This window comes from Rivularia sp. PCC 7116 (assembly GCF_000316665.1).
Lineage (GTDB): Bacteria > Cyanobacteriota > Cyanobacteriia > Cyanobacteriales > Nostocaceae > Rivularia.
This window is the reverse complement of record NC_019678.1, coordinates 8,263,063-8,277,725: the sequence shown is the minus strand read 5'-3', so window position 1 is coordinate 8,277,725 and position 14,663 is coordinate 8,263,063. Positions and strand designations below refer to the sequence as shown.

Sequence of the window (14,663 nt, the reverse complement as noted above, 5' to 3'; positions counted from 1 at the left end):
AAAGAATTAATTAGTTACCTTTGATTTGTTTTTCAAAGACGCAACTCTAGAGTGTAATAATTTTACAAAAGTATCGCTAACTGTATGGTCGTTGGTATTGGCAGCATATAGAATTAAAGTTTCTCGTAGCTGTAATGCTGCATCTGGTTTTAACAAGTTTGCTAATAAAAAGTAAACTCCGCGAAAACGTGGATCTCCTATATGTTGGTTTAACCTGATTTGGATTTCATCGCTGTCACCAAGAAAGTTTTGTACTAGGAAGAAATCCATGATTTTATCGTGACGGAAATACCATTCTTGCATCGCTTCGCCGTTTTTACTTTGCCACTGACGGCTGATAACCATTTTATATTTTTGGTCTTCCAAACTGAGTAATTCTTGATGATATTCTTCGGCATCCAAAGTTGTACCGTCATTCAATCGCATTTCATATACGGATGATGAGAACTTTTTCAACGGAAATGAATGTCCCCATTCTTGTTTATATTCAGCAGCCATTAAATTATATTGCTGTTCTTGCAAGCGAAATAAATCTGGTTGTTTGCCTTGTGATAGCATTTGGGCAACCAAGGTTAAATCCATTGGGTTAGAAAGTACCCGTTCGATTGCGTCTAATTCTTCTTGTGGTTGTTTTTTATGGAAAGCTTGTTTGAGATATTTTTTGCAGGCTTTTTCGTATTCAGCACCTTTTACCAGAAAATCTTGACTATTTTGAAATTGGCGAGAAATTAAAAATTCTTCTATTTGTTGTTGCTGTAATGGTTTTAAATAAAATATTTTAGCCGTCGTCGGGGGCTCCCATTCCAAGGGTTGAGTAGCCATGATGATATTACCCCGGAAATAGCTTTCCACAAACTGTTTAATTTGCGATCGCGTATCTGCTGTAACTTCATTCAATCCGTCGATACAAATATCAATTGCGCCGCTATAAATCAAGTTTTTCAGGAATCGGGCATCTTGTGCTTGTCCGTGTAACTTTGCTTGAATCGCTGCAATTACACCTTTTTCGCATTTACTAGCAGGTAAATATACTACTGTCTGCTGAGAAGTTTTGGCTAGATGTCGGAGAAACATTGATTTTCCTAAACCGGAATCACCGATTAAGACAGTTTGTCCTTTGATATTTGGAATTGCTTGAGTAATTGTCAGAAATTGTTTTGAATCTCGATTTTTGACAATCCTTGATGATGAAAAGTAGGATTTTTCGGTAAAGTTATCTAATTGAGCATCCGCGAGTAAAGAAGGTTTGAATGGTTCAAATAGTTTGCGACGAAGAAAAGGAACCCAGGTAAGCAGAAAGCCAACGTAACCCATCCCGAAAATTTTTCTAACCCAAGGATTCCAGAAAAAGATGGCTTGGATTTGGGGAGATTTGGGGTAAGCGAAGATGAGTAAAAGCCAGAAAGCGGCGTGAATTAAGATGATGTTTCTGAAGTTGAAAAACCAACGCCAACCTTTGAGTTGAATGATTACTGATTCGATGGAATCAGCTTCGCTGTATTTTGCGTTTTTGAGGTTATTGTAATGGGTTTGGAGTAAAACGATATCTTGGGGTTGCCAAGAAACGAGTTTGGTAACTTGAACGATTTTATCAGCTAAGTCTTTGCGTAATCTTAAGTCTTCGCTGGGTTGCCAGATTTTAGCAAAGAGTTTTAAGGTTTTTTTAGCTTCCTTGTGGGTGAGTTTGGTGGGGATTTTGCTGCTGTCGTAGTGTGCTAGCCATTTTAGTAAGGTTTTGACTTCATCAGTGCCACCAGCGAGGAAATAGCTTTGGAAGCGCGATTTATTTAAGTAGTATAAGTCACTTGGATAGTAGCAAAAATTTAAAATTGTTAGAACTTGATTTAAACTTAGCTTTTCAATTTTCTCTAAAGTTACTGCTGCAAAGTAGCGAACATCTAAATCAACCTTTTCATCTTCAACCAAAACGAGAATATCTTTAACGTAGGGTTTAGCTGTACCCCCTAAATTTCCTAATGCTCCTGCTGCCTTATAGCGAATACTTGAGTCAACCTTTTCATCTTTAATGATAGCGAGAATATCTTTAACGTAGGGCTTAGTTACATCCCCTAAATTCCCCAAAGCTTCTGCTGCACTACGGCGAATACTTGAGTTAATCTTTTCATCTTTGACGATAGCGAGAATATCTTTAACGTAGGGCTTAGTTACATCCCCTAAATTCCCCAAAGCTTTTACTGCACTACGGCGAATACTTGAGTTAATCTTTTCATCTTTGACGATAGCAATAATATCTTTAACATAGGGCTTAGTTACATCCCCTAAATTCCCTAACGCTTCTGCTATATAACTGCGAACAATTGGCTTAATCTTTTCATCTTTGAGCAAAGCGAGAATATCTTGAACGTAGGGTTTAGCTGCACCCCCTAAATTTCCTAATGCTCCTGCTGCCTCATAGCGAATACTTGAGTCAACCTTTTCATCTTTGACGATAGCGAGAATATCTTGAACGTAGGGTTTAGTAACACCCCCTAAATTTCCCAAAGCTTCTGCTGCACCAATGCGAACATATAAATTAATCTTTTCATCTTTGACGATAGCGAAAATATCTTGAATGTAGGGCTTACCTACATCCCCTAAATCCCCTAGCGCCTCTGCTACATCACTGCGAATAATAGGCTGAATCTTTTCATCTTTGACGATAGCGAGAATATCTTGAATGTAAGGCTTAGCTGCATCCCCTAAATTCCCTAATACTAGAGCTGCATGAATATAAAAAGATGAAACAGCCATTTCATCTTTTTCAACTTTGAAAATAGCAAGAATATCTTGAACGTAGGGCTTAGCTGCATCCCCTAAATTCCCTAAATTCACTAATGCTTTTGCTGCACCAGTGCGAACATTTGAGTCAACCCTTTCATCTTTGAAGATCGCGAGAATATCTTGAATGTAGGGCTTAGCTGCATCCTTTAAATTCCCTAATGCTCTTGCCGCATTACTGCGAAATTCTGAATCAACCTTTTCATCCTTCAACAATTTAATGGCTTTCTTAGCCATCCAAGTTGCTTGCTTTTTATTTAAATTTTTGAGTTCGTATTTTGTTAACTTATCAAAAGCAACTCCTTGTACTCCCGGATAATCATCATCTAGCGCAGCGACAATACCGCTGATATGCCAGTCTTTTATCTCCGGCTTCGCTGCTTCCTTAGCATTTACCCAAGGTAAAGAAAGTTGAAAAATAAATAAAAATGTAAAAGTAAAAACTAGAAAAAAGGAAAGCTTTCTTCTAATGCTGGTGATTTGAAACATTGTTGGGAATAAAGGGGAGTTGGGATTGATAAGAAAGCTGACAATAATTTCTTTTACACGAGAAAATTACATAATTTAAGTTAGAGCTAATCGTAAAATATAATACTTGTATATCAAATCAAAGCTAGAATTTTATGCATTTTTTTATACAAACATTATCGTTTCTTTACTTCAGTGTTTATTTTATGGATTCCTGAATTTTGGAATCTTGACATTGGTTTGAGAATGCTTCGATATCAAGCATTTTGCAATTAAACGGTATAAACGAAAAAAGGTGCGTTGCGCTTTGCGACAACACACCCTACGAAAATAATTTTGTTCAAGAATGAAAGTTAATTTCTATAGAATATAGCGCTTTTCACTTGGGTGCAATACAAATCGACCTCACCCTCGTTCCCTCTCCTTAATAAGGAGAGGGATGTCCGGAGGACAGGGTGAGGTTTTAAATGTATTCTACTCAACCAAAAATTGCTATATTTATAAGTTTCAACTTGCCAATCTTTTTTTTAATTCAGCTTCTAATTGTTCATCCGTACTAACTACAACTCTTCCCGGTTTTGCTCTCATAATTGAAAGGTAATGTTGAAATGCATCTTCATCTTGAGGATGGGATTTTATATATTCTCGTAATTCTGATTCGGTTAATTGTTTGTAATCTAAATCGCTCATTGTAAAATTATTTCTCCATTAGTTAAAATTTCTACTTGGATTGTTTCTCCTATTAGCACTACTATTCTTTGGGTTCTAGTATAATATCTGGTTAATTCTACAGTTTTTAGCAGGTTACTTGTTCTAACACACAATCTGTAGAAAGAATTTAACTGTTCAATCGTCGGTTCCACTAATTTATCCTGCTCCCTGTCTTTTATACTAAATCCCTGGAATAGTAATTTTCTAATTAATTTTGCATCAGTCTTCGAGTAAGTACAAAAATCTAAACAATTAACATAAAAAAGGTGCGTTGCGCTTTGCGACAACACACCCTACAAAATTGATTATTAAATTCTTAACTCCTAACTCCTAACACTGATTAAATGGATTACACTGATTTCACGGATAATTGTTGATTAACTCCGCGAGCTCTGCGAGTTCCTAACTTTCAAAACCTTTTAATTATCGCTTCGGCAAATTCGGAACATTTCAATGGTTCTACTTTGGGTTCCATTAATCTTGCTAAATCGTAGGTTACTTCTTGATTGGCGATCGCTTCTCCCAATCCTTTCTTTATCAAGTCGGCTGCTTCTTGCCAACCCATAAACTCAAGCATCATTACGCCGGATAAAATAACGGAACCGGGATTAATTCGATCTAAACCAGCGTGTTTGGGTGCTGTACCGTGAGTTGCTTCAAATATCGCTGCATTATCGCCAATATTCGCTCCTGGTCCCATTCCCAAACCACCAACAATTGCAGCTGCTGCATCTGACAAATAATCGCCGTTAAGGTTCATTGTTGCCAAAATTGAATACTCATCGGGACGGGTTTGGATTTGTTGGAAAATACTATCGGCAATCCTGTCATTTACCATGATTTTCTGTTTCCATTTGCCGTTGCCGTGAGTTTCCCAAATGGAATTTAGAACTGTTTCTACTTCGTTAACGATTTCCTTTTGTTTCTCTGGTGTCAGGGAATCATAACCAGGATCGACCATGCGAGCGTTATCTTCGTTGGAAATATCGGATTTATTTTCCTTGTTGCTTAAAATCCAAGATTCCCTTTCGGTAACGCATTCGTCGCGAAATTCTGCTGTTGCGAGTTCGTAACCCCAATCGCGAAAAGCTCCTTCGGTGTACTTCATAATGTTGCCTTTATGCACCAAAGTCACCTGCTGCTTTTCTTTGGGCAACCCTAAAGCATGTTTGATAGCACGACGTACCAATCGCTGAGAACCCGTTTTACTAATGGGCTTAATTCCAATTCCAGCATCTACAGGAATTTGCTTTTTACCATGTTCGGGGGTACCTGGAATCAATTCCTCGTTGAGCAGTTTGATCAGTTTTTGACCTATTTCATCTCCCTGCTTCCATTCAATTCCCAAATAAATATCTTCCGTATTCTCCCGATAAACTATTACATTTAGTTTTTCAGGGCTTTTATGGGGTGAAGGAGTACCGGGATAGTAACGACAGGGGCGCACGCAAGCATAAAGTTGAAAAATTTGTCTTAATGCTACATTCAAAGAACGGATTCCGCCACCAACAGGAGTTGTTAAAGGTCCTTTGATAGCAACGCCATACTCCTTAATTGCCGTCAAAGTATCTTCGGGTAAATACTGATAGGTTCCGTATAAATCGCAAGCTTCATCACCCGCGTAAACCTTGAACCAGTTGATTTTCTTTTTACCGTTATAAGCCTTTTTTACGGCAGCATCTAATACTTTTTGCGTAGCAGGCCAAATATCAATACCCGTACCGTCGCCGCGAATAAAGGGGATTATCGGATTATCGGGAACTTGTGGTTCGCCGTTTTTAAAAGTAATCTTCTCTCCACTGGTAGGGGCTTTAAGTTTTTCGTACATTACACACTCCGTCGGGGCTAAGCAGCAAGACTTTCAGAATTTTGTCATGCCTTGCATTTATTAAACAAGGAGTTGCAGGTTTTGAATTCCCCTTCATTGCACTATGCCGAGATGTCGAACAGTGCTTTACCCTTGAATATACAGCAAAAAAAGCAGTAGGGAGATGGAAAATTGGAAAATATCTCAACAAAAAGTTTGTTAGGGAAAACTAATAAGTAGAATGAGGGCAGTTCATGAGAAAATATTCCTCTAGAAGAGCGAGACGCACCTCCGCGATGGCAGCAAAGTATTTGTAAAAGTGGTTATTTACCCTCTATTAATTGGCTGCATATTCAAAAATCGTCTTTGCTTGATAAAAAATAGCTCTCTAATCGTTGTCAATTAATTGCGTTTCACGAACCTTCATCATGACAGACCCCACAATTTCCTACGGTAGTAACAGCGATATTGAATCCCTTAGTCTCCAGTTAACCGAAGGGTCTGAAAAAAACCAAAAGCAATTAGTAGATAAACTAGCTACTTTCGGTAACGAAGGATTAAAGGTGTTAATGGAGTTTTTATTAAAGCGTCGGGAAAATCCGGCAAATATAGTTGATGGTAAAGTCTACCAAGTTCTTTATCAATCAGATTTTCCCGAAGCAAAAGAATTTTTACAGGCTAATTTTCCTCAAGGAATTGTACCGCTTAAATCTGAATCCAATATTGATTACTCCCAATTGCAAAAGCTACTGGCAAACCAAGAATTTGAAGAAGCCGACCGTTTGACGCTACAGAAAATGTGCGAAATTTCAGGTGAGGAAGCAGTAAAAAGAAAATGGCTGTATTTTTCCGAAGTTGAAAAATTTCCCGTCACGGATTTACAAACCATTGATAAGCTGTGGTTAATTCATTCCGAAGGAAAGTTTGGTTTTTCTGTACAGCGAGAAATGTGGATCGGTTTGAGAAAAAATTGGGAAAATCTCTGGGTGAAAATTGGCTGGAAAAAAGGTAATGCTTGGACTCGATATCCCAACGAATTCATTTGGAGTTTAGATGCACCCAGAGGTCATTTACCTTTATCGAACCAGTTACGCGGAGTTAGAACTATTTCTTCTTTGCTGTCTCATCCCGCTTGGGAAAAGTAAATCAGGTTAAAGGTCAAAGGTTAAAGGTTAGAGGTGATAAGTTGGGACTTAGGAATTAGGAGTTAAAAGTTGTAGGGTGCTGTGACACTTAGATCAATTTTCAACGTAATAATGAGACTTGTGGTGTCACGCACCATCCGAGTCTTGTGACAATTGCTACTATTTCTGTAGGAGTGAAGAGTTAAAAGTAAAAAACTAGTTATTTATAGAAAAATACGATGATAAATACAAGTAAACAAGAATTCTATGTAATTCAGGACTTACGCAATTGTCACAATGTCCGTTTGGTGCGTGACACTGAAAACATTGTTACTACGTTCGCAGTTACTCAAAGTGTCACAGCACCCTACAAGAAAAATGTGCCGGTTGCGTAAGTCCTATAATTATTGAATGCGGTGAAGATGGATACTATGTTGGGGAAGTTCCGCAACTGAAAGCTTGTTATTCGGTTCGGGGAAACAATTGATTAGTTAATCGAAAATATTAAAGAAGTTATAGAACTTTTTTAGTCAGAAAATATAGAATCAATCTAATAAATAACCTAATTACTCATTGTTACTGAAGATTTTTGGCGCTAAAGCGCAACTACGAACCAATTACCAAAATTGAAATGGCTAACGTTACTTTAGAAGGCATCAAGCGTAAATTTAACAACGTCACCGCCATAGATGACATTACTTTTACTATTCCCGACGGTGAGTTTTGGGTTCTGGTGGGACCTTCGGGATGTGGTAAGTCTACTATTTTAAGGACTATTGCGGGTTTGGAATCTGCTACTTCTGGCAAACTTTTTATTGGGGACAAGTTAATGAATAACGTTCCCGCCAGACAAAGAGATGTGGCTATGGTGTTCCAAAATTATGCACTTTATCCCCATATGAGCGTGGCGGAAAATATCGCTTTTGGGTTAAAAATGCGAAAGATTGACTCGAAAGTTATTCGGGAAAGAGTGGAAACTGTAGCGCATTCACTTTCTTTGGAACATTTACTCGAACGCAAGCCTAAACAGCTCTCCGGAGGGCAGCAGCAACGGGTAGCTTTGGGAAGGGCGATCGCTCGTCAGCCCCAGGTATTTTTACTGGATGAACCTTTGTCTAATTTAGATGCACAGTTGCGAGACGATACTCGGGCTGAGTTAAAGCAGCTACATCAAAATATTGGTATTACCACTGTATATGTCACTCACGATCAGGTAGAAGCGATGACCTTAGCTGATAAGATTGTCGTGCTGAGTGGCGGACTTATTCAGCAAATTGGCGAACCGCAAAGTATTTATGCTCATCCAGCGAACCGCATGGTGGCAACTTTTTTAGGAAATCCGCCGATGAATATTATACCGGCGAAGTATACCGCGAATGGGTTTAATATAGATGGTCAATTATTAAACGTTCCTGAAGATGTCAAAAAAAAATTAAGTTTATCTCAGGGGCAAAACATTGATTTAGGAATTCGTCCTGAAGATATACAAATTAAGAATAATTCTCAAGTAGATGCTTTGCAAGTTGAGGTGAAATTAGTTGAACCTTTGGGAAGAGAAACCTTGATTCGTGTTGCTGTAAAAGGTTCTGGAACAATATTAAACGTGCAGATTGGCGGAAATTTACGTTTTCATCCCGGCGATAAATTGAATTTGCAATTAGATTTACAAAAATTATTTTTATTTGATTCTGTTAGTGGGGATAAGTTATATCCTAAATAAACATTGAATATCAATAATTTCACCTTTAACCTTTAACCTTTAGCCTTTAACCTTAATATTTGTATTTTATAGGCTTGCATTTAACCAGCCTTATATTTAATGTTTTCTTATCTATTCATGAACAGAAGTATCTTGAACCCGTAGAAGCTGCGGGTTTTATTGTTTCGGGTGCGTGCATACCAATTTTCAGATAAACAATATTCTTAGATTAAATATTATGCAGCCCAAACCAAGTAAAATACTGAAATTCATTCCATTAATAGGCGGTATTCTAGTAGTAGCGAGTAGTTTCTTAGCTTTAAACTTTTATTCTAAAAACGATAATATCAGCAATTCTTCTACTGCAATTAGAAATAACCCTCTGCCCTTAAGTTTAGAGCAGTTTTGTCAAGAATATCAAACTATAGGTAAAAATTTACAGCTTTGGAATGAGGAAAGTTTATCTAAAAATGAGATTTTAGTGAAAACCCAAACTTACCCTAATCTACCTTTCTCCCTTGAAGCTGTAACGTTTCCACAAATTAGCCAAAAAGCTAAAACAGCGAAAGTACCTATAGCTATGTATCACGACATTTTACCTAAAAAGGAAGTTTTTTTTGATGTTACCCCAGAAGAATTAGAATCTCATTTTAAATTAATCAAATCTCAGGGTTTAACTCCAATTAGTTTAGAACAATTAGTGATTCATTTGCGTACCGGCAGCCCATTACCGGAAAAACCAATTTTACTAAGCTTTGATGATGGCTACGGTGGGCATTATGAATATGTGTATCCGCTATTAAAAAAGTACAAATATCCGGCGGTTTTCTCAGTTTACACTAAGAATATGGGTATTAATACAGGTCGCTCCCACGTTACATGGGAGCAACTCAAAACTATGGCTGCGGATTCTTTAGTAACTATAGCCGCTCACAGTAAAACTCATCCACCGGATTTGACTAAGCTATCTGACGAAGAACTAATTCCAGAAATAGTAGAATCCAAACAAATATTAGAGAAAGAGTTGGGTAAATCAATTCGCTACTTTACTTACCCAACTGGTAAAAATGATGAGCGAGTTAGAAAATTAGTACGAGAAGCCGGATATGTAGCTGCTTTAGCTATGGATGACAACAATGAAATATTTGCTGGAGAATCAGACAATCTACTAGCTATTGGACGTTTTGGACAATCTCGCTTAAATGAATTAGTTAACAAAACTTCCGCAGGAGAACTTAATAATTGTGAGCGATAAAGTTCAAAGCTTTCGTTTACAGCCAATCGCGAAAAGCTGATACTTCATCGACACCAATTTCAAAGGGTGTTGCTTTACCCGGAGGGGGATTAACGCGGATTCTAGCGCTTGACGCAAGGGGTTCAAGTTTCATCCCCAACTGTACAATATTGCTGACTATATGCCAGTAAGTCACAATCTCCGGAGTGTGAATTACTAATGTCAAATATTCAGCATCAATAGTTAAATACCAAAAACAGCTTGATAATAATGCTTGCGTAATACCGTCACAAGCTTCGTAAAAACACTTACCGGTAGTCCTTTCTAGTTCTAGAAGCAACATTTTGTCACCTTGCGTTACTTCTTTCGGTGGCAAATCATCCGCATGAATGAAAGATTTATTCATCATAATATAAGCCCTCTGTGTCTAATCTAAGTTAGGTTTATTGGGCGATCGCAACTTTTAGTGTTCTGTTTTTCCAGAGTGGTAGATACTACTAATCACGAAAAAGGTTTCGAGTTGGAGAGATAATGATTCGGTATTACGAAGCGATAATTAAACATAATTAACCTTCAAGGAATAATCTATTATTACCATGACCTTAAAAACTTTTATTCCCAGCACCTTCGTTTCAATTTAATACCTAAAATATTCTACTGTCAATCAGTACAACCTTCAGCAAATTCGTTCGCGTAAAATATAATCTCTAGTTGATTTATTCGCCAAAAACTTAGTTTTTTCGGATTACAATTTGGACAGTATTTCTATCTTGAAACCCATTGTAAATCCAACCACATACGCGGGTCAGATTGCTTGATTTTCGACATTGGGTCGCGCAATAAACGCGAAGCATTGCGAAATACAACCTGAACTAATCCCATGTTTTCTGCGACATCGGTCAGCTTTTGCTTATGAGTTTGTACATAAGAAATGGTTTCCTCCGAGGAATAAATCACCACGTGTCGCAAGCTTTTAGGAGGTCTTCCCCAATAATTTGTGACAACTTTCACGTAACAGCCATCAAGCACCTCTCCTACTTTGGGATAATACTCGTTGATGACTCGAATAAATTCCTTAGCAAGAGTGTCTTCACTAATCATTTTTCAATATATTTAGCTAAGATTTAAGGCATTATTAATATAGCATATTAATTGTTATATTAAATGCTTCTATTGAATGATTTATTCATCATAAAAATATGTCTTATGCTTTAAATATTCACTTTTATTGTTATTTATTACTTAACTATTTTCATGGCATAGTGAATTTAATATTGGTAGAAAATTTAATTTAAATTGGCTATTATTTATGAGTAATAATTATAATTTATAGTAAATAGGACTTATGCAACCGGCACATTGTTCTTGTAGGGTGCTGTGACACTTTGAGTAACTGTGAACGTAGTAACAATCTATTCAGTGTCACGCACCAGCAGAGTATTATGACAATTGCGTAAGTCCTGGTAAATATATACCAATGTATAGTCAAAATATAAAAAAGGCTTTCTCGTAATAAGAAAACCTTGGAAAACTTGCAACTTCATTGAAATAAATACAGCGTTATAATTTGAATACAGTACAAAGTGAACCCCACCCTCCTCCCTTATCAAAAAGACAGGAGAGGGATATCTCTTTTAAAGATAATCAGGTTTTGACTGTATTCAAATCAACTAAAAACCGCCATAATAAAAAATTATAATTGCTAACTAAAAATATACATTCTAAGTAATTAGCTAACTCGGCACCACTGATTATATTTATCGAGTATTGCGCTCGCAAACTAAAACTTCTGCTATTAATTCAGGTAAACTAGTAAGGTCTGTATATCCTTCACAACCGCGAATGGGAGAGATAAATGTATAGTTTGGGTCGCATTCTGCGGTATCGTAAACTTGAAGGTACCATCTATCTGGAAAACCCGATACAGCTAATTCGACAATATACCAACTTTGACCAACGAGGCGACAATCAATTACTGTAAACCAGTCTTTATATTTATCAGCAATATTCCACTCGTTAAGAATAAATTCTAAAGCAATTTGCTGTGCCTCATTCGCCGTCAATAGCATTATTACTCCTTATTTGTAACTTCAGGGTAAAATCCTAATTGTTTGGATAATTCTTTTGCAACATGTATTAAAAACTTTGCACCATCTTCGTTGCCGTTATGAGCAAATGATGTTGCTACTTGCATCATAGATTTAATCAAATCGGCATCTACTAATTCAGAATTGGCTTCTATCAGTTCTGGCTCTTTTCCGTTTGGACATTTCAACAATTGCTCAATCAAACTAAAATATTGATTTTCACGTGTTTCTGAAGGCATAGTGTTTTTTGGTTTGTTACTGTTCGAGACTTTGCTGCCATAATTTTTCCAACATTTCTACTTGCTGTTGAAAAACATGAGCGCGATGAACTAAATATCTATCGTAAAAATAAATTACAGTTCCAATACAGAATGGTACAAATAAAAAAAACCATCGCCATAAATTAGAACTTTGATATTTATCTGATAAATTTAGATTTGTTTCATCAGGATTTGTATATAAGTTAGAAAAACTATTATCTATAAGTGAACTAGTTGTTATAAAAGATGCAGAGCAATCGTTATCGATAGTTTGACTGTAGGCAGAAATATTCTGCTGCATTTCGACAAACTCTAAATGCTTGTCCCATACCAAACCAAATACTGCTAGACTCGGGAAAATGACCGCTAAAGTAATTAAGCAAACAGTAAATAAATTAACAAGCTTTACATTCATCATGGCTTTTATTGTTTACATCACCTGAAGCCAGTGAAAAGATGGCATATAGCTATAGTTTTTGTATAGTTTTGTCAATAAATTCGCGGCGTTGCGATTATTTAAAAAGAATATTTACTCAGAGTCAGAAATATAGAGGGTTTTAAGAAGCCCCCCCGAAAAGACGGGGGGGTAGAGGGGAATCTCTGCGTAAATCCTATAGCTGTTATATCAGTCAGCAAACAACTGAGGACTCAAAGTCGTCACTCTTGGAATAATTAAATTAATTAGGGTTGTACTCAAACGCCTATAATTTATGATTGATAAGGTTTTTAACTTTTTTTTAGGGGTATGGGTTCTAGTATTTTCGGGTAGGGGTGTTAGTACTCGCGAAGTAGGGTTCTACTATTTTTGTACTCACTTTTGATAAAATGAGTCCATGAAAAAAAAGCACAATCCCTTGGTAATCAAGCATATTTGCAATTACCTTGCGGTTGTAAGCGCAAACATGTATTAGTTTTGACTGAATTTTAAATAATATTGAATTAAAGACAAAACCTCAAAATTCAAAATTCAGAATTCGTAAACTATGTTTATATTGTTTCAAATGTTGATAACTCGTGTAGGATTGCTATAGAGGTTTTTTAATAGTTTTTTGACTAATTTTTTTTGACTAATTGTTTAAATAGTTTTGGTGCGATGATATACAAACCTAAGAGTATTGATATTTTGCTTTAAAATTCTTAATATTACGCCTGTAAAAAAAGTAAAAGTATAAGATAAACAATTTTCTTTATAGAGAATAAGAAACAACTCATAAGTTGAAAAAGGATAGAAAAAGATGCGAATTGCTAGTGACGTTACACAACTTATCGGTAGAACACCGTTAGTAGAGCTAAATAAAATTCCTCAAGAAGCAGGATGCGTTGCCAGAATAGTGGTGAAATTAGAAGGAATGAACCCCGCAGCTTCAGTAAAAGACCGCATTGCTGCGAATATGGTGAAAACTGCACAAGAACAAGGATTAATTGAACCAGGGAAAAGTATTTTAGTGGAGCCAACATCCGGCAATACGGGAATTGGATTGGCAATGGTAGCTGCTGCCCTGGGCTATCGTTTGATATTAACCATGCCAGAAAGCATGAGTTTAGAAAGACGAGCCATGCTAAAAGCTTATGGTGCAAGTTTGGAGTTAACCCCAGCCCAAGGAGGAATGCGCGGAGCAATTTCTAAAGCAGAAGAAATTGTGGCGAATACAGAAAATGCTTACATGTTGCAGCAATTCCAAAATCCAGCAAATCCGCAAATTCATCGGGAAACCACCGCAGAAGAGATTTGGGAAGATACCGACGGGGAAGTTGATTTTTTGATTGCTGGTGTCGGTACTGGTGGAACAATTACCGGAATAGCCGAAGTTATGAAAGAGCGTAAACCCAGTTTTCAAGTAGTTGCAGTAGAGCCTAAAAATAGCCCCGTGTTGGGCGGTGGACAAGCGGGACCCCATAAAATTCAGGGTATAGGTGCCGGATTTATCCCAGATGTTCTACGTAGGGATTTGATTGATGAAATAGTTACCGTCACCGATGAAGATGCGATGGCGATGGGAAGACGTTTAGCAAAAGAAGAAGGAATATTATCTGGAATATCTTCCGGTGCAGCTTTATGTGCGGCGATTGAAATCGGCAAGCGCCCAGAAAATAAGGGGCGTTTGATTGTCATGATTCAGCCTTCCTTTGGGGAAAGATATTTGAGCACGCCGATGTTTCAGGATTTAGGTAAGGAAGTTGCTGCTGTTAGGTAATTAAATTTGTAGGTTGGGTTAGACAGGAAGATTAATTTATTCATCGTGTCGTAACCCAACATCTAAATTTTTAGGCAACGAGAATTTGTCATTGCGAGGGGAACGCAGTGTCGCGAAGCAATCACAGATTTCATGCCATTGCTTCGCCGTCGCTAGCAATGACATAAATATTTTTGTCCACCTACTTATTACTTACGAATTGTTGTGTTGGGTTACTAACCCAACCTACGACTTAGTTCCCTCCTTTTTAAGGAGGGTTAGGGAGGATCTCCTCTTAACCGAGCAGTATTGTAACCCAAC

General features: G+C 37.2%; 13 protein-coding genes and 1 pseudogene. 5 read left to right on the top strand and 9 right to left on the bottom strand.

Going from position 1 to position 14,663, the window contains the following annotated elements; translation table 11 throughout:
- Positions 1-6: 6 nt before the first annotated feature.
- The 4 genes from RIV7116_RS31660 to RIV7116_RS31645 all read right to left on the bottom strand — a co-directional run bounded on the left by RIV7116_RS31660 (position 7) and on the right by RIV7116_RS31645 (position 5,785).
- Positions 7-3,267, bottom strand: a complete 3,261-nt coding sequence (locus tag RIV7116_RS31660) for a HEAT repeat domain-containing protein (RefSeq protein ID WP_015122427.1) — start codon at positions 3,265-3,267, stop codon at positions 7-9.
- 486 nt (positions 3,268-3,753) lie between these two features.
- Complete coding sequence (locus RIV7116_RS31655; RefSeq protein ID WP_015122426.1) at positions 3,754-3,936, bottom strand: hypothetical protein; 183 nt, start codon at positions 3,934-3,936, stop codon at positions 3,754-3,756.
- Entirely contained in the window at positions 3,933-4,109 is a 177-nt protein-coding gene (locus tag RIV7116_RS37730; RefSeq protein WP_371261608.1) for a hypothetical protein, read from the bottom strand. Before RIV7116_RS37730 ends, RIV7116_RS31655 begins: the two co-directional genes overlap by 4 nt.
- Positions 4,110-4,366: 257 nt before the next feature.
- Positions 4,367-5,785: an NADP-dependent isocitrate dehydrogenase gene (locus tag RIV7116_RS31645; protein ID WP_015122424.1), complete on the bottom strand. Its 1,419-nt coding sequence runs from the start codon at positions 5,783-5,785 to the stop codon at positions 4,367-4,369.
- A 407-nt stretch (positions 5,786-6,192) separates the two neighbouring features.
- On the opposite strand from RIV7116_RS31645, the gene RIV7116_RS31640 reads away from it, so the two are divergent.
- The 4 genes and pseudogenes from RIV7116_RS31640 (at position 6,193) to RIV7116_RS31630 (ending at position 9,842) form a co-directional block, all read left to right on the top strand.
- Positions 6,193-6,909 (top strand): GUN4 domain-containing protein, encoded by a 717-nt coding sequence (locus RIV7116_RS31640; protein WP_015122423.1) that lies wholly within the window; start codon positions 6,193-6,195, stop codon positions 6,907-6,909.
- 379 nt (positions 6,910-7,288) lie between these two features.
- Positions 7,289-7,376: pseudogene (locus tag RIV7116_RS37725) on the top strand (type II toxin-antitoxin system HicB family antitoxin); the annotation flags it as partial.
- A 143-nt stretch (positions 7,377-7,519) separates the two neighbouring features.
- Positions 7,520-8,608: an ABC transporter ATP-binding protein gene (locus RIV7116_RS31635; protein ID WP_015122421.1), complete on the top strand. Its 1,089-nt coding sequence runs from the start codon at positions 7,520-7,522 to the stop codon at positions 8,606-8,608.
- Positions 8,609-8,825: 217 nt separating this feature from the next.
- Positions 8,826-9,842, top strand: a complete 1,017-nt coding sequence (locus RIV7116_RS31630) for a polysaccharide deacetylase family protein (RefSeq protein WP_015122420.1) — start codon at positions 8,826-8,828, stop codon at positions 9,840-9,842.
- A gap of 16 nt (positions 9,843-9,858) precedes the next feature.
- On the opposite strand, the gene RIV7116_RS31625 is transcribed toward RIV7116_RS31630, so the two are convergent.
- The 5 genes from RIV7116_RS31625 to RIV7116_RS31605 form a co-directional block, all read right to left on the bottom strand.
- Entirely contained in the window at positions 9,859-10,227 is a 369-nt protein-coding gene (locus RIV7116_RS31625; RefSeq protein WP_085977708.1) for a hypothetical protein, read from the bottom strand.
- Between the two features lie 359 nt (positions 10,228-10,586).
- Positions 10,587-10,922: a hypothetical protein gene (locus RIV7116_RS31620; RefSeq protein ID WP_015122418.1), complete on the bottom strand. Its 336-nt coding sequence runs from the start codon at positions 10,920-10,922 to the stop codon at positions 10,587-10,589.
- 656 nt (positions 10,923-11,578) lie between these two features.
- Positions 11,579-11,890: a hypothetical protein gene (locus tag RIV7116_RS31615; RefSeq protein WP_015122417.1), complete on the bottom strand. Its 312-nt coding sequence runs from the start codon at positions 11,888-11,890 to the stop codon at positions 11,579-11,581.
- Positions 11,891-11,892: 2 nt separating this feature from the next.
- Positions 11,893-12,147 (bottom strand): hypothetical protein, encoded by a 255-nt coding sequence (locus RIV7116_RS31610; protein ID WP_015122416.1) that lies wholly within the window; start codon positions 12,145-12,147, stop codon positions 11,893-11,895.
- A 16-nt stretch (positions 12,148-12,163) separates the two neighbouring features.
- Positions 12,164-12,586: a hypothetical protein gene (locus RIV7116_RS31605; protein WP_157229362.1), complete on the bottom strand. Its 423-nt coding sequence runs from the start codon at positions 12,584-12,586 to the stop codon at positions 12,164-12,166.
- Between the two features lie 817 nt (positions 12,587-13,403).
- On the opposite strand from RIV7116_RS31605, the gene cysK reads away from it, so the two are divergent.
- Complete coding sequence (gene cysK, locus RIV7116_RS31600) at positions 13,404-14,363, top strand: cysteine synthase A (RefSeq protein WP_015122414.1); 960 nt, start codon at positions 13,404-13,406, stop codon at positions 14,361-14,363.
- Positions 14,364-14,663 lie beyond the last annotated feature (300 nt).